At 68.6% G+C, this 15210-nt stretch carries 14 protein-coding genes and 1 tRNA gene; 13 read left to right on the top strand and 2 right to left on the bottom strand.

All coding sequences use genetic code 11. The features are described from left to right. The first annotated feature begins 51 nt into the window (after window positions 1–51). The 6 genes from ACMV5O_RS01875 (at window position 52) to ACMV5O_RS01850 (ending at window position 6775) form a co-directional block, all read left to right on the top strand. Window positions 52–816 carry an SDR family NAD(P)-dependent oxidoreductase gene (locus ACMV5O_RS01875; RefSeq protein ID WP_416161867.1) on the top strand — a complete coding sequence of 255 codons (765 nt, stop codon included), beginning with the start codon at window positions 52–54 and terminating at the stop codon, window positions 814–816. Between the two features lie 114 nt (window positions 817–930). Beyond that, entirely contained in the window at window positions 931–1902 is a 972-nt protein-coding gene (locus tag ACMV5O_RS01870; RefSeq protein ID WP_416161866.1) for a TRAP transporter substrate-binding protein, read from the top strand. A gap of 68 nt (window positions 1903–1970) precedes the next feature. Further along, window positions 1971–2468 (top strand): TRAP transporter small permease, encoded by a 498-nt coding sequence (locus ACMV5O_RS01865; RefSeq protein WP_416161865.1) that lies wholly within the window; start codon window positions 1971–1973, stop codon window positions 2466–2468. Beyond that, a complete protein-coding gene (locus ACMV5O_RS01860; RefSeq protein ID WP_416161864.1) occupies window positions 2465–3724 on the top strand; it encodes a TRAP transporter large permease in 1260 nt (419 codons plus the stop codon). Before ACMV5O_RS01865 ends, ACMV5O_RS01860 begins: the two co-directional genes overlap by 4 nt. A gap of 88 nt (window positions 3725–3812) precedes the next feature. Continuing rightward, window positions 3813–5792, top strand: coding sequence for a transketolase (gene tkt / locus ACMV5O_RS01855; protein ID WP_416161863.1), 1980 nt, complete (start codon window positions 3813–3815; stop codon window positions 5790–5792). A gap of 17 nt (window positions 5793–5809) precedes the next feature. After that, window positions 5810–6775, top strand: coding sequence for a D-2-hydroxyacid dehydrogenase (locus ACMV5O_RS01850; RefSeq protein ID WP_416161862.1), 966 nt, complete (start codon window positions 5810–5812; stop codon window positions 6773–6775). A 44-nt stretch (window positions 6776–6819) separates the two neighbouring features. Here the strand turns inward: ACMV5O_RS01850 and ACMV5O_RS01845 are convergent, their stop codons facing one another. Beyond that, window positions 6820–7848, bottom strand: a complete 1029-nt coding sequence (locus tag ACMV5O_RS01845) for a nucleoid-associated protein (RefSeq protein WP_416161861.1) — start codon at window positions 7846–7848, stop codon at window positions 6820–6822. A 235-nt stretch (window positions 7849–8083) separates the two neighbouring features. Between ACMV5O_RS01845 and ACMV5O_RS01840 the strand changes: the two genes are divergently transcribed. Then, the gene (locus ACMV5O_RS01840; RefSeq protein ID WP_416161860.1) at window positions 8084–8731 is read left to right on the top strand and encodes a LysE family transporter; all 648 of its coding nucleotides are present in this window, start codon (window positions 8084–8086) and stop codon (window positions 8729–8731) included. Between the two features lie 160 nt (window positions 8732–8891). Here the strand turns inward: ACMV5O_RS01840 and ACMV5O_RS01835 are convergent. After that, window positions 8892–8968: transfer RNA gene (locus tag ACMV5O_RS01835), tRNA-Met, on the bottom strand. A 236-nt stretch (window positions 8969–9204) separates the two neighbouring features. Between ACMV5O_RS01835 and ACMV5O_RS01830 the strand changes: the two genes are divergently transcribed. The 6 genes from ACMV5O_RS01830 to lnt all read left to right on the top strand — a co-directional run bounded on the left by ACMV5O_RS01830 (window position 9205) and on the right by lnt (window position 15187). Further along, the gene (locus ACMV5O_RS01830; RefSeq protein ID WP_416161859.1) at window positions 9205–9531 is read left to right on the top strand and encodes a hypothetical protein; all 327 of its coding nucleotides are present in this window, start codon (window positions 9205–9207) and stop codon (window positions 9529–9531) included. Between the two features lie 58 nt (window positions 9532–9589). Then, entirely contained in the window at window positions 9590–10942 is a 1353-nt protein-coding gene (gene miaB, locus ACMV5O_RS01825; RefSeq protein ID WP_416161858.1) for a tRNA (N6-isopentenyl adenosine(37)-C2)-methylthiotransferase MiaB, read from the top strand. Beyond that, complete coding sequence (locus ACMV5O_RS01820) at window positions 10943–11971, top strand: PhoH family protein (RefSeq protein ID WP_416161857.1); 1029 nt, start codon at window positions 10943–10945, stop codon at window positions 11969–11971. After that, window positions 11961–12755 carry an rRNA maturation RNase YbeY gene (ybeY, locus tag ACMV5O_RS01815; RefSeq protein WP_416161856.1) on the top strand — a complete coding sequence of 265 codons (795 nt, stop codon included), beginning with the start codon at window positions 11961–11963 and terminating at the stop codon, window positions 12753–12755. Before ACMV5O_RS01820 ends, ybeY begins: the two co-directional genes overlap by 11 nt. A 72-nt stretch (window positions 12756–12827) precedes the next feature. After that, complete coding sequence (locus ACMV5O_RS01810; RefSeq protein WP_416161855.1) at window positions 12828–13667, top strand: HlyC/CorC family transporter; 840 nt, start codon at window positions 12828–12830, stop codon at window positions 13665–13667. Next, entirely contained in the window at window positions 13667–15187 is a 1521-nt protein-coding gene (gene lnt, locus ACMV5O_RS01805) for an apolipoprotein N-acyltransferase (protein ID WP_416161949.1), read from the top strand. The genes ACMV5O_RS01810 and lnt overlap by 1 nt, the downstream gene beginning before the upstream one ends. Window positions 15188–15210: the final 23 nt, after the last annotated feature.

Raw genomic sequence — 15210 nt, 5'->3', positions numbered from 1 at the left:
CCACCGACACTCGGCGCCCCACGCGGCGCCCAATTGAAAAGGACTCCATTCATGTCGAACTCCCTCCTCCTCGAAGGCAAGGTCGCCGTCATCACCGGTGGCGCCGGTCTCAACGGCCTGGGCTTCGCCACCGCCCGCATGCTGGCGGCGCAAGGCGCCCGCGTTGCGCTGCTCGACCTCGAGCAGGCCAACCCGGCGGCCGCGGCTGCCGAACTCGGTCCGCAGCACATCGGCCTGGTCGCCAACGTCACCGACAAGGCGGCGTGCGAAGCCGCCGCCGCCGAGATCGTGAAGCAGCTCGGCCGCATCGACGTGCTGGTGAACAACGCCGGCATCACCCAGCCGCGCAAGACGGTGGACATCACGGGTGCCGACTACGACGCGGTGCTCGACGTCAGCCTGCGTGGCACGCTGTACATGTCGCAGGCGGTCATCCCGACCATGCAGGCACAGAAGAGCGGTTCGATCGTGTGCATCTCGTCGGTGTCGGCGCAGCGCGGCGGCGGCATCCTCGGCGGCCCGCACTACTCGGCGGCCAAGGCGGGCGTGCTCGGTCTGGCCAAGGCCATGGCGCGCGAGTTCGGCGCCGACAACATCCGCGTCAACTGCATCACCCCGGGCCTGATCGCCACCGACATCAACAAGGGCAAGATTCCCGAGGACAAGCGCGCGGCCATCCTCGATTCCATTCCGCTGGGCTGCATCGGCGAACCCAACGACGTCGCCGGCTGCGTGGTGTTCCTGGCGAGCGACCTGTCCAAGTACTGCACCGGCATCACCCTGGACGTGAACGGCGGCATGCTGATCCACGGCTGATCCACGGCTGATCCACCCCGGCCCGGCAGGTGCCGGGTCGTGTTCCGCATCGAAGTAAGGCCCGCGACCGCAGTGACGGACGGGCCCAAACCAAGGCAAGAGAAGGAGACCATCATGATGAAGAAGACGCTGATCGCACTCGTCGCCACCCTGGCCATGACCGCATCCACCAGCTGGGCGCAGCAGGTATTGCGCATGTCGCATGGGGCGGCGCCGGGCAACCCGCGCTCCGAAGCGGCGCTCAAGTTTGCCGAGCTGGTCGAGCAGAAGACGGCGGGCCGGGTGAAGGTCGAGGTGGGCGGCAGCGCGCAGTTCGGTGACGATGTCGAGTCCATCACCAACATGCGCCTGGGTACGCTGGCCTTCAGTGCCAACTCGCAGGGCGCCACCGCCGGCGTCGTGCCCGAGTTCAACCTGATCGGTCTGCCCTTCCTGTTCCGTGACCTCAACCACGCCTACAAGGTGGTCGATGGCCCGGTCGGCGCCAAGCTCGACGAGGCGGCCAACGGCAAGGGTCTGGTGCTGCTCGCGCTGTGGGACAACGGTATCCGCCACACCAGCAACAACAAGCGCCCGATCGTCGCCCCGGAAGACCTGCAAGGCATCAAGCTGCGTACTCCGCCCGACACGATGACGCTCGACATCTTCAGGGCACTCGGCGCCAACCCCGGCCCGCTGGTCTTCTCCGAGCTGTACATCGCGCTGCAGCAAGGCGTGTTCGACGGCCAGGAGAACCCGCTGATGAACATCTACGCGTCCAAGCTGCACGAGGTGCAGAAGTACATCTCGCTGACCGGCCACAAGTACGAGACCACGCCGGTGCTGGCCAGCAAGATGATCTGGGCCGGACTGTCCAAGGCCGACCAGCAGGCGGTCAAGGACGCCGCGGTCGAGGCCGGCAGGCTCAACCGCGAGCTGTCGCTGGCGGCCGATGCCGACCTGCGCCAGAAGCTGGCCGCCGCCGGCGTCCAGCTCAATGAAGTCGATCAGGCTCCCTTCGTCGCCAAGACCAAGCCGGTCTATGACAAGTGGGCTGCGCAGTACCCCGATCTGGTCAAGTTGATCGTCTCGGAAGCGGGCAAGTAATGATGGTCACCCACACCACTCCCCATACAGCGGCGCCGACCAGCGCCCCGGTCCGGGTGGTGAGGTGGGTGGACGGTGCGATCGTGGCCGCCAGCGTGGCGGTTGCGATTGGTGCTCTGGTCGTCATGTTCGTTTCCCTGATGGCTGAAGTGATCGTCCGCTACCTCACCAACCAGGGCATGGGCTGGCCGACCGAGATGCCCAACATCCTCTTTCCGTGGCTGGTGATGGGGGGCATCGTGCTCGCTGCCCAGCGCGGCCAGCACATTGCCGTCACCGCCATCCACGGCTGGCTCGGGCGCGGTGCCAACCGCATGCTGATGGTCGGCCATCAGGTGCTTGCCGCCGCGGCCTTCTTCTATCTCGCCTGGGTCGGCCTCGATGTCATCGAGATCACCGGCAGCGAGGTGTATCCGGTGACCGGCATCTCGGCCCGCTGGGCCTACCTGGCGATGATCGCCGGTTTCGTCGGCCTCGGCATTACCGCGCTGAGCACCCTGGTCCGGCTCTTGATCGCGAACGACCCGTTCTCCGTCCGCGCCCACCACATCGAGGAGGACGTATGACTGTCGTGATGCTTCTTGTATTCAGCGCGCTGCTGGTGCTGGCCCTGCCGGTTGGCTACGCGCTGGTGATCAGCTCCGGCCTGGCTGCGGTGACTGCCGGCGGCATGCCGAGCGTGGCGGCGGTGGTGAAGATCTTCCAGCCCACGCAGAGCTTCCCGCTGCTGGCCATCCCCTTCTTCATGCTGTCGGGCAACCTGATGATGGGCGGGACGCTGGGCAAGCGCCTGATCCACTTCGCCACCACGCTCGTGGGCCGCTTCCACGGCGGTCTCGGCCAGGTCACGGTGGTCGGCTCGACCGTGTTCGGTGGCGTGTCGGGCTCGGCGGTGGCGGAAGCCTCGGCGCTCGGCTCGATGCTGATCCCGTGGCAGAAGCGCGAAGGCTATCCCCCGGCCTTCGCTGCGGCGGCCACGGCGTCGTCCTCGGTCATCGCTGGCCTCATCCCGCCCTCGATCCCGCTCATCCTGTACGCGGCCGTGTCCAACCAGTCGATCGCCGCGCTCTTTCTCGCCGGCATCCTGCCCGGGCTGATGCTGTGCGGCGGATTCATGCTGGTGTGCTACTTCTCCGGGCGCCTGCGCGGCTTCAAGCGCTTGGCCGAGGGCGTGACCTGGAAGGGCGTGCTGCGTGCCACGGTGTCGGCCGCGCCGGCGCTGGCGATGCCGGCCTTCATCGTCATCCTGCTGCGGGCTGGCATCGCCACGCCCACCGAGGTGAGCGTGCTGGCGGTGTTCTACGGCCTGGTGGTGAGTGCCCTGGTGTATCGCGACCTGAGCTTCAAGCGGCTCTACGACGCGCTGGTGCATACCGCCGTCACGACTGGCGTGGTGATGCTGGTGATCGCGGCGTCCAACCTGGTGGGCTTCGTGTTGACGGTCGAAGCGGTGCCGACCTCGGTCGCCGAATGGACGGCAGAGACCTTGAAGTCGCCGTGGATGGTGATCCTGATGCTCAACCTGATCATGGTCACCGTGGGCATGTTCCTCGATCTGCCTGCCGCCATCCTGCTGCTGGGGCCGACCTTCGTCGCCATCGGCAACGCGATCGGGCTTGATCTGGTCCAGCTCGGCATCATGATGGCGGTGAATCTGAGCATCGGTCTCTTCACCCCGCCCGTGGGCACCACGCTGTTCATCGCCTCCGCGATCTCGCGCGAGAAGGTTGGCGCGGTGGTGCGTGAGCTGTGGCCCTTCTACCTGGTGGCCATCACGGTGCTGCTCCTGATCTCCTTCGTGCCGGCCTTCACCTTGTACTGATCCGGCGCCCGCCCCCCGCCGCCGCTCCTTTCGTTCCCACCTCATCATTGCCTCCCCCTCGCCGGGGAGGCAAGGGAGAACCCTTGCCATGCATTCCGTCGAACCCCGACAACTCGCCAACGCCATCCGCTTCCTGTCGCTCGATACCATCGTCCATGCCGCCGAAGGCCACCAGGGTGTGCCGCTCGGCATGGCGGAGATCGCCACCGCGCTGTTCACCCGCCACCTCAAGTTCAATCCGGCCAACTCCACCTGGCCCGATCGCGACCGCTTCGTGCTTTCGAACGGCCACGGCTCGATGCTGCTGTACTCGCTGCTGCACCTGACCGGCTACGACAAGATCAGTCTCGATCAGGTCAAGTCCTTCCGCGAACTCGGCTCGCACTGCGCGGGTCACCCCGAGTTCGACCCGGCCTGCGGCATCGAGGTCACCACCGGCCCGCTCGGCCAGGGCATCGCCAACGCCTTCGGCATGGCGGTGGCCGAGGCCTACCTCAATGCGCGCTTCGGCGCCGACCTGGTCGACCACCACACCTATGCATTTGTCGGCGACGGCTGCCTGCAGGAGGGTGTCGGCCAGGAGATGATCTCGCTCGCCGGCCACCTGCGCCTCGGCAAGCTGGTCCTGTTCTGGGACGACAACCGCATCACCGACGACGGCAGCACCGCGTTGTCGATCAGCGAGGACGTGGCCGCGCGCTTCCGCGTCGCCGACTGGCACGTGATCGAAGTCGATGGCCACGACATCGACGCGGTGTCGGCGGCGATCACGCTGGCGAAGAAGGACGCGCGGCCCTCGCTGATCGCCTGCCGCACCGTAATCGGCCGCGGCATCCCGCGCGTGCAGGGCCAGCGCGCCGGCCACAGCGCCCGGCTCTACCCGGAGGACGCGCAGGCCACGCGCGAGCTGCTGGGCTGGACGCATCCGCCCTTCGAGATCCCGGACGACATCCTGGGTGCCTGGCGCGCTGCCGGCCGCCGCAGCGATGCCGACTACAGCGCCTGGCAGGCGCGCCTGGCCGCGCTGCCGGCTGCAGAGCGGGCCGAGTTCGAGCGCGTGCAGGCGGGCGAGCTGCCCGTGGGCTGGCGCGAGGTGCTGGGCGACTACCGCCGCAAGGCCGCCGCCGACGCCGAGCCCAAGCCCGGCATCTTCGCCTCGGCCGAGATCAATGACCTGCTGGTGGGCGTGCTGCCCGAACGCATCGTCGGCTGCGCCGACCTCGAGGCGCCGACCTCGCACAAGCGCAGCCTGGCCGCCTTCACCGCCGAGGACCGCAAGGGCGCCTACGTGCATTGCGGCGTGCGAGAACACCTGATGGGCGCGATGGCCAACGGCATCGCCGCACACGGCGGCGCCATCCCGCTCGCCGTCACCTATCTCGCCTTCTCCGACTACGAGCGGCCGGCGATGCGCATGGCGGCGCTGATGGGCCTGCCGGTGAGGTTCGTCTTCAGCCACGACTCGATCGGCGTCGGCAAGAACGGCCCCACCCACCAGCCGGTGGAAATTCTTGCCTCGCTGCGGGCGATGCCCAACATGCTGGTGATGCGCCCAGCCGACGCGGTCGAGGCGGCCGAATGCTGGGAGGTCGCGCTCGAGCAGCGGCGCACCCCGGCGAGCCTGATCTTCGCCCGCCAGGCGCTGCCCACCGTGCGCACGACGCACACCGACGACAACCTGTCGCGCCGCGGCGCCTATGTGCTGGCCGAAGCCGAAGGCGGCGCCCGTGCGGTGACGTTGCTCGCCACCGGCTCCGAGGTCGCGCTCGCGGTCGAGGCGCGCCGCCTGCTGCAGGCCGAAGGCGTTCCGACCGCCGTGGTGTCGATGCCGTGCTGGGAGCTGTTCGACGCCCAGGACGCGGCCTACCGGCAGCAGGTGCTGGGCAAGGGCTGCGTGCGCGTCGGCGTCGAGGCGGCGCTGCGCTTCGGCTGGGACGCCTGGATCGGCCCGCGCGGCGGCTTCGTCGGCATGCGCGGCTTCGGCGCCTCGGGCCCCGCCGAGCGCCTGTATGAACTCTTCGGCATCACGCCGGCGGCGATCGTCGCCGAAGCGCAACGTCACCTCTGACCCCCCAGGAGCACTCCATGCACAAGATCGTCTTCCTCGACCGCGCCACCATCGCGCCGCAGATCCGCCTGCGCGCACCGTCCTTCCCGCACGAGCTGGTCGTGCACGAGTACACCCAGGCCGAGCAGGTGGTCGAGCGCCTGGCCGGCGCCTCGATCGCGATCGTCAACAAGGTGCCGCTGACGGCGGCGGCGCTCGAGCAGCTCCCCGACCTGCGCCTGATCGCGGTCGCCGCCACCGGCACCGACTGCATCGACAAGGCCTACTGCCAGCAGCGCGGCATCGCGGTGTCGAACATCCGCGGCTACGCGCTCAACACCGTGCCCGAGCACACCTTCGCGCTGATGCTGGCGCTGCGCCGCAACATCGTCGCCTACCGCGACGACGTGCTCGCCGGCGAATGGCAGCGCTCGGGCCAGTTCTGCTTCTTCAACCACGCCATCCACGATCTCGGCGGTGCGCGCCTGGGCATCATCGGCGAGGGCGTGCTCGGCCAGCGCGTGGCCGAGATCGCGCGCGCCTTCGGCATGGTGCCGCTGTTCGCCGCGCACAAGGGCAGCAGCGGCCTCGGTCCGCTGTACACGCCGTGGGACGAGGTGCTGGCGACGAGCGACATCATCACCCTGCACAGCCCGCTCACCGCCCAGACCCGCGGCATGATCGCGCTGCCCGAGTTCCGCGCCATGGCCCGCCGTCCGCTGATCATCAACACCGCGCGCGGCGGCCTGGTCGATGAGGAGGCGCTGGTGCAGGCACTGGACGAGGGCCTGATCGCCGGCGCCGGCTTCGACGTCGCCGCGGGCGAACCGCCTGCAGCCGACAGCCCGATGATGCGCATCGCCGGCCGCCCGAACGTGATCCTCACCCCGCACGTAGCCTGGGCCTCGGACGAAGCCCAGCAGGCGCTGGCGGACCAGCTGATCGACAACATCGACAACTTCGTCGGCGGCAGGCCGCGCAACCTGGTCGAGGGGGCCTACTGAGGGCCAACGAGGACGGCCAATGAGCCTGGCGAGCGCGGCCGGAATCAGTCCGCGCCGTCCTCCTCGAGCATGCGCTTCAGGTAATCCGGCACGCCCGACAGCACCAGGGTAACGGTGGCGCGGTCGTAGTGCACCGCGCCCGAATGCAGGCCGCTGCGCTCGAACTCCAGCTTCCAGTTCTCGGCGCTGGCGCTGAAGCGCACCAGCGGGCGGATCGCGCGCCGGTTGGGCACGAAGCCGGGCGCGATCTTGGTCTCCTCGGCGCGTAGCAGGGCGTCGAGCCGTGCCGGCTGCTCGGGGAAGACCTCGCGCGCGAGCTCCTCGAACACCACCGGGGCGCCGGCTTCGCCGAGGGTGTCGAGGTAGTCGTGGGCGCGCTCGAGCACGGCGTCGCGGGTGGCGGGGGCGAGGCCTTCGGTGTCGACGAAGCGGTCGAGCGTGGCCACCAGCTTCTTCGTCTCCTGCAGCGCCACCATCACGTCGCTGCAGCCGAGCACGCGCTTGAACCAGGCGCCGCCCTTGCCGCGTCCGCGCAGAAAGCCGAGGTAGCGCTCGTCGCCGCGCCGCCAGCCGGTGAGGTCGATGCGGCCGGCAGCGTGCAGCGCGGCGAAATCCACATGGCTGCAATCGCGCAGCTCGAGCGCGCCGCTGATGCTCACGCCTTCGGCCTCGCCGAGCAGCGCCGCCCACAGGCAGTCTGCGCTTCCATCGCCAGCGCCTTCGCGAATGCGCGCCATGACCAGATGGCCGCCGTCCTCGAGCTCCTCCTCGTCGGCGATCGCGCGCACGCGCTCGGCGAACTGGTGCGACAGGGCGACGAAGTCGAGCGTGTCGTCAATCACATGCGCGCGCAGCCAGCGCGCCAGCGGAAAGGCCTCCTCGTCCTCCTCGAAGCGGCCGACGCCCTTCGCCGCGCGACTCTCGTACTGGCCGCACAGGCGCTCGACCAGGCGCAGCGCCGCGCCATCGAGCGCGCACGGGGCGTCGCGCAGGACCAGGCGCGCGGGGGCGCCGGCGTCCTTGGTCAGGGTATGGACGATGAGGTGGGTGAGGTGGCGTTCGGCGGTGCGCATGGAGCAGGCTCGCAGGAGGGCGGGGGCGGATTCTCGCATGGGTGGGGCGCGCGCTCCTGCGGGTCGGTATCGATCGACGCGGGCTGTCGCCAATCCGTGAGGGCTGTCCCCGAGTCGGGGCGCCTGCGCCCCCGTGTGCTGTCGCCGATCGCCCGGTCAGCCGGGCGTGCGCCACTGCGGCGGGCGCATTATCATAGGTGTCTTTCGCCGCCGAACCTGCCTGGACGCTGTTCCCATGTTGCTCGATACCTGGATTTCCTTCTTCATCGCCTGCTGGATCATCAGCCTGAGTCCCGGCGCGGGCGCGGTCGCGTCCATGTCCTCTGGCCTGAACTACGGCTTCCGTCGCGGCTACTGGAACGCCGTCGGGCTGCAACTCGCGCTGGCGCTGCAGATCGGCATCGTCGCCACCGGGCTGGGGGCAGTGCTGGCCACCTCCGAAGTCGCCTTCTCGGTGATCAAGTGGTTCGGCGTCGCCTACCTGATCTACCTCGGCTGGAAGCAGTGGGTGGCGCCGCCCGCGGCGATGGCGCTCGAGTCGGCCGGGGCCGCGCAGGCGCGGCCGTGGCCGCTGGTGATGAAGGGCTTCGTCGTCAATGCCAGCAACCCGAAGGCGATCGTGTTCATCCTCGCGGTGTTGCCGCAGTTTCTGGACCCCGCGCGCCCGCTGCTGGCGCAGTACCTGATCCTCGCGGCCACCATGATCGCCGTCGACCTGTTCGTCATGGCCGGCTACACCGGCCTCGCCGCCCGCGTCCTACGCCTGCTGCGTGAGCCGCATCAGCAACGCCTGCTCAACCGCAGCTTCGGCGGCCTGTTCGTGGGGGCCGCGCTGCTGCTGGCGACCGTGCGACGCGCGGTGCAAGCCACGCCGGGGGCGTAATGCCCAGAAGCGGCTTCGGGATGCTTTAGCGAACGTTCTGTCGCGGACGATCGGCTTGCGCACGCAGGGTGGTCGCGACGACCTGATGGGAGGCCTTGGTTCCTTGCTGCCCCGGCAGAAAAGCGAAGGGGCTTGCATCGCTGCTAGCCCCTGAATTTGTTGGTGGTGATGGGCAGAATCGAACTGCCGACCTACGGGTTATGAATCCGTCGCTCTAACCGTCTGAGCTACATCACCAACAGAGCGCGCGAATATAGCGGGTCTCTTCCGTGTGCGTCAATAGCTTCGTGCCACGAACTTGCGTGCTGAAAAGGACTTCCTGCCTGCCACAGTGCCCCGCTGCATGCGCCGCGGCGCCCCTGTCTGGCCGTTCGGACGTCTTGATTTATAAGGCTTTTGCATTGACATCGGCGGGGCGATCGGGGATCATCCGTCGCCTGTTCCCTACCGTTCCGGATCTGTCCGGCTCGTCCTTGCGCCCGCATTCCCTCTCCGTACTGGTGGCCAGTGTGCTCGGCCTGGCGTCATCGCTGGCCCTCGCTGGCTTGCCGCGGCTTTTTCCCGATGACGCGGTGAAGGCGAAGATGCAGTTCTCGCCGACCGGCGTCGTGCAGGTGAAGGGCGAGGCGCTGCGCCTGAGCCCCGGTGCGCAGATCCGCGACACCGCCAATCGCATCGTGCTGCCCTCGCACATCCGCGGCGAATACACGGTGCGCATGCTGCTCGACAACGGCGGCCAGGTGCATCGGGTGTGGATCCTCACCCCGGAAGAGGCGGCAATGCCCGAGCCGAAGCGCTGATGGGTGCCGCGATGCCTGCCCCGCCGGCCGCAAGGCCCAGCCTGATTTCCCTTTCAAGATGAAAAAACTCTACATCCGCACCTTCGGGTGCCAGATGAACGAGTACGACTCCGACAAGATGGCGGACGTGCTCGGTGCCCACGAAGCGCTGGTCAAGACCGACAACCCGGAAGAGGCCGACGTGATCCTCTTCAACACCTGTTCGGTGCGCGAAAAGGCGCAGGAACGGGTGTTCCACGATCTCGGCCGGGTCCGCCTGCTCAAGCAGGCCAAGCCCGACCTGATCATCGGCGTCGGCGGCTGCGTGGCGAGCCAGGAGGGCGACGCGATCGTCAGGCGCGCGCCCTATGTGGACGTGGTGTTCGGCCCGCAGACCCTGCACCGCCTGCCCAAGCTGATCGAGGCGCGCAAGCAGAGCGGGCGCTCGCAGGTCGACATCTCCTTTCCCGAGATCGAGAAGTTCGACGCCATGCCGCCGGCGCGCGTCGAGGGCGCCAGCGCCTTCGTGTCGATCATGGAAGGCTGCTCGAAGTACTGCACCTTCTGCGTCGTGCCCTACACCCGCGGCGACGAGGTGTCGCGTCCGCTCGAGGATGTGCTCGTCGAGATCGCCGGCCTGGCGGCGCAGGGCGTCAAGGAAGTGACCCTGCTCGGGCAGAACGTCAACGCCTGGCGCGGCGAGCTGGTGCGCGAGGACGGCGAGCAGGGCGACTTTGCCTTCCTGCTGGAATGCGTGGCCGAGATCCCCGGCATCGAGCGCATCCGCTACACCACCTCGCATCCGCGCGAGATGACGCAGCGCCTGATCGACTGCTACGCGAAGATCCCCAAGCTCGTCTCGCAGCTCCACCTGCCGGTGCAGTCGGGCTCGGACCGCGTGCTGGCGGCGATGAAGCGCGGCTACTCGGTGCTCGAGTTCAAGTCGATCGTGCGCAAGCTGCGCGCGGCGCGGCCGGACCTGTCGCTGACCTCGGATTTCATCGTCGGCTTCCCCGGCGAGACCGAAGAGGACTTCGACAAGACCATGAAGCTGATCGAGGACATCGGCTTCGACGGCTCCTTCAGCTTCGTCTATAGCGCGCGCCCCGGCACGCCGGCGGCCGATCTGGAAGACCCCGTGCCGCAGGAGACCAAGCTCGCCTGGCTCGCGCGCCTGCAAAAGCGCATCGACGCGCAGTACCAGGCCAACAGCGAGGCCATGGTCGGCACGGTGCAGCGCATCCTGGTGGAAGGCACGGCGAAGAAGAACGCGGACGCCGAGATGATGGGCCGCAGCGACAACAACCGCGTGGTCAACTTCCCCGCGTCCTCGCCCAATCGCGACCGCCTGATCGGCCAGTTCATCGACGTGCGCATCACCGCAGCCCTGCCGCACAGCCTGCGCGGCGAGATCCTCACCCGGGAATCCTGAATGGCGAAAACCCTGGAAGTCTTCTTCGAGCCGGTGGACAACCCCCGGCTCGCCCGCCTGTGCGGTGTGCTCGACGAGAACCTGCGCCAGATCGAGAACGCCTTCGACATCACGGTGAGCCGCCGCGGCGAACACTTCACCCTGACCGGCCACCCGAGCCAGGTGCTGCGCGGCGAGATGGCGCTCAAGCACTTCTACGAGCGCGCCGACAAGGACCTGTCGCTCGACGACGTCCAGCTCGGCCTCATCGAGATCGGCAGCCGCGGCAGCGCAGCGGGCGACGGCGCGCAGCCGGCGCCGGTGCTGCTGACGCGGCGCACCGAGCTGCACGGACGCACCCCGCGCCAGGTGGAGTACCTGAAGAACATCCAGGAATACGACATCACCTTCGGTATCGGCCCGGCCGGTACCGGCAAGACCTATCTCGCGGTGGCGAGCGCGGTCGACGCCTTCGAGCGCGATCTGGTCGAGCGCATCATCCTCACCCGCCCGGCGGTCGAGGCGGGCGAGCGCCTGGGCTTCCTGCCCGGCGACCTGGCGCAGAAGGTCGACCCCTACCTGCGCCCGCTGTATGACGCGCTCTATGACCTGATGGGCTTCGATCGCGTCGGCAAGCTCTTCGAGCGCAGCCTGATCGAGATCGCGCCGCTCGCCTTCATGCGCGGACGCACGCTCAACAACGCCTTCATCATCCTCGACGAGGCGCAGAACACCACGCCCGAGCAGATGAAGATGTTCCTCACCCGCATCGGCTTCGGCGCCAAGGCGGTGGTCACCGGCGACCTCACCCAGGTCGACCTGGCGCGCGGCCAGCGCAGCGGCCTGCGCGAGGCGCGCACGGTGCTGGCGCAGGTGCGCGGCATCGCCTTCACCGAATTCGGCAAGGAAGACGTCGTGCGTCATCCGCTTGTCGCACGCATCGTCGAAGCTTATGACGATGAAGCGGCGCGCGTGGAGCGCGCCAAGGCCGCCGCCCGGGCTCAACAACAGCAGGACAAGGACACGCAGGATGGCGAAGATGGCGAATAAGAAAGCGGCGGACGCATCGACGCCACGCATGCCGAGGGTCGTCGCGTTCGACGCCGATGGCAAGGCGACCAAGCTGAAGGCCGAGCGCCTCGAGATCGATTTCGGCGACGGTCGCAAGCTGCTGCTGGCCTTCCCCGAGCGCGCCTGGGGCGACCTCGAGATCGAGGCCGACGCCGACGACGAGGCCGCCGTGCCGATGCTGTCGCTGCAGCCTGGCGCCTGCAACCTGCTGACCTTGCGGGTCGACGTGCATCACGACCTGGCCTTCGTCGAGTCGCCCGATCTGCTCGGTCTGCCCGAAAGCGCACATCCGCCGGTGCTCAAGCTGTCGGTGCAGAAGGCGGTGGAGGGCGAGGACAAGGCGAACGCGCCAAAGAAGAACCACATCCGGCGCTGGGCGCAGGCTGCGCTGCAGCAGGACGCCGAGGTCACGGTGCGCCTGGTCGGCGCCGCCGAGGGCTGCGAACTCAACGACGAATATCGCGGCAAGAATTACGCCACCAACGTCCTCACCTTCGTCTACGCGGGCGGCGAGGACCTGCCGGGGCTGCCGCAGACCGGCGCCGCGCCGCTCAGCGGCGACCTGGTGCTGTGCGTGCCGGTGGTGGTGAAAGAGGCAGCCGAGCAGGGCAAGACGCTCGAGGCGCACTTCGCGCACCTCGTCGTGCATGGCATGTTGCACCTGCAGGGCTATGATCATGAGACGGAGGCCGATGCGGCCGAGATGGAGAAGCTCGAGACCGACATCCTGCGCGGCCTCGGCTATGCCGACCCCTATGCCTGAGGCCGGGTGGCGCGCTGGCGCCGTCGGCACGATCGGCCAACTGGTCTGAAGCGGAGATCCCGACCCCCCCAAATGGACAGTTCCCCTAAACCCTCATTACTCGAGCGACTTTCGGCCTTTCTCTCGCGCGAGCCGGAAGATCGCGATGAACTCCTCGCGCAACTGCATGCGGCCTTCGATCGCAACCTGATCGACGCCGATGCGCTCTCCATCATCGAAGGCGCCCTCGAGATGTCGGACATGCAGGTGCGCGACGTGATGGTGCCGCGTGCGCAGATGGACTGCGTGCATCTGGACGATCCCATCGATGCGATCGTCAATTTCGCCATCGACACCGCGCACTCGCGCTTCCCCGCCATCGGCGACGGCAAGGACGACGTCGCCGGCATCCTGCTCGCCAAGGACCTGCTGCGCTATTTCGCCGGGCGCGAGTTCGACCTGCGCGACATGCTGCGCCCGGCGGTGTTCGTGCCCGAATCCAAGCGCCTCAATGTGCTGCTGCGCGAGTTCCGCGTGTCGCGCAACCACATGGCGATCGTGGTTGACGAGTACGGCGGCGTCGCCGGCCTGGTCACGATCGAGGACGTGCTCGAGCAGATCGTCGGCGACATCGAGGACGAGTACGACTTCGACGAGGTCGGCGACAGCATCCGGCTCGACCACAGTGGCCGTTACCGCGTGAAGGCCACGACCGAGATCGAGGACTTCAACGAAGCCTTCGCCACCCATTTCAGCGACGAGGAATACGACACCGTCGGCGGCCTCGTCATCCGTCATTTTGGCCGCCTGCCCAAGCGCGGCGAGGTGGTCGAACTCGAGGGGCTGAGGATCCAGGTGCTGCGCGCCGACAGCCGCCGGGTGTACACCCTGGTGGTCGAGCGCCTGCCGCAGCCCGAACCTGCCGCCGAGTGATGCGCCGGCGCGTGCTTGCCGCGCTGCTCGCGGGCGGCGCGTCGGTGTTTGCCTTCGCGCCCTTCGGGCTGTTTCCGCTCGCCGTCCTCAGCCTGGCCGTGCTCGCCTGGCTGCTCGGCAGCGCCACGCGCTGGCGCGAAGGCTTGGCGCTTGGCTTCGCCTGGGGTTTCGGCGCCTTCGCGGCGGGCGTGTCGTGGCTGTATGTCGCGCTCGAGCGCTACGGCGGCATGCCGATGGCGCTGGCGGCGCTGGCGATCGCCCTGTTCTGCGCCTATCTGGCGCTGTACCCGGCGCTGGCGGGCGCATTGTTCGTGGCGCTGCGCCGGCGCCTGGGCCTGCAGCCGGCGCACGGCGTCCGCGCCGCGATGCTGTTCGCGGCCTTGTGGCTGCTGTCGGAATGGCTGCGCGGCGTCGTGTTCACCGGTTTCCCCTGGCTGGCGATCGGGTATTCGCAGACGCCGCCGAGCCCGCTCGGCGGCTGGCTGGCGGTGATCGGCGTGTATGGCGTGGGCGGGCTTAGCGCGTTCCTGGCCGCGCTCGTCGTCATGACGGACTGGCGCGCCCGCGCCTGGCCGGCGGCGCTGGCCGCCGTGCTGGTCCTGGCCCCGGGGGTGGCGCTGCTCGGGCGCGCGTGGACGGCGCCGGCCGGTGCGCCGCTGCAGGTCGCGCTGGTGCAGACCAATTTCGAGCAAAGCCTGAAGTGGGATCCGGACCATTTCGCCAGCGTGCTGCAGGCCAACCTCGACCTGGTGCGCGAGCAGTTCCTGTCGCCCGATCCGCCCGCGGTCGTGGTGCTGCCCGAGACGACGCTGCCGACCTTGCTCGAGCGTCTGCCCGAGGGCTATCTGGACTGGCTCGGGCAACTCGCGCGCGAGGCCGGCGGCGACCTCGTGCTCGGCGTCTTCCGCCGCGACGACGCGGGCCACATCTACAACGCCGCGCTGAGCCTGGGCCGCGCGCCGGTGCAGCAGTACGCCAAGCAGCATCTGGTGCCCTTCGGCGAGTACTCGCCGCCGCTGTTCGGCTGGTTCTACCGCCTGGTGGACATCCCGATGTCGGATCAGACCCGCGGCGCCCGCGACCAGGCGCCGATGCGCTTCGGCGACCAGCGCGTGGCGCTCAACATCTGCTACGAGGACCTCTTCGGCGCCGAGCTGATCCGTGCGTTGCCCGAGGCCACGCTGCTGCTCAACCTCTCCAATCTCGCCTGGTACGGCGACTCGCTGGCCCAGCCCCAGCACCTGCAGATCGCGCGTGTGCGGGCCTTGGAGACCGGGCGGCCGATGCTGCGCTCGACCAACACCGGCATGACCGCGCTGGTGCAGCCGGACGGGCGCGTGACCGACGTGCTGCCCGGGTTCGAGCGCGGCGTGCTGCGGGTCGAGGTGCTGGGCTACCAGGGCCTCACCCCTTATGCGCGCTGGGGTGACCGGCTCGCGATCGGGGCGGCGATGCTGGTCGTGGCGGCGGGCTTCGCGGCAGGCGGCGGATTCCGCCGCGCGCGCGCCGGACGCCCCTGAGCACCCCGAAGCCCGTTAAAATC

Origin of the sequence: Thauera sp. WH-1 (genome assembly GCF_047806685.1) — a bacterium.
Classification (GTDB): domain Bacteria; phylum Pseudomonadota; class Gammaproteobacteria; order Burkholderiales; family Rhodocyclaceae; genus Thauera.
Note: the sequence above shows the minus strand (reverse complement) of the source record. Positions and strands in the feature narration are given on the sequence as shown.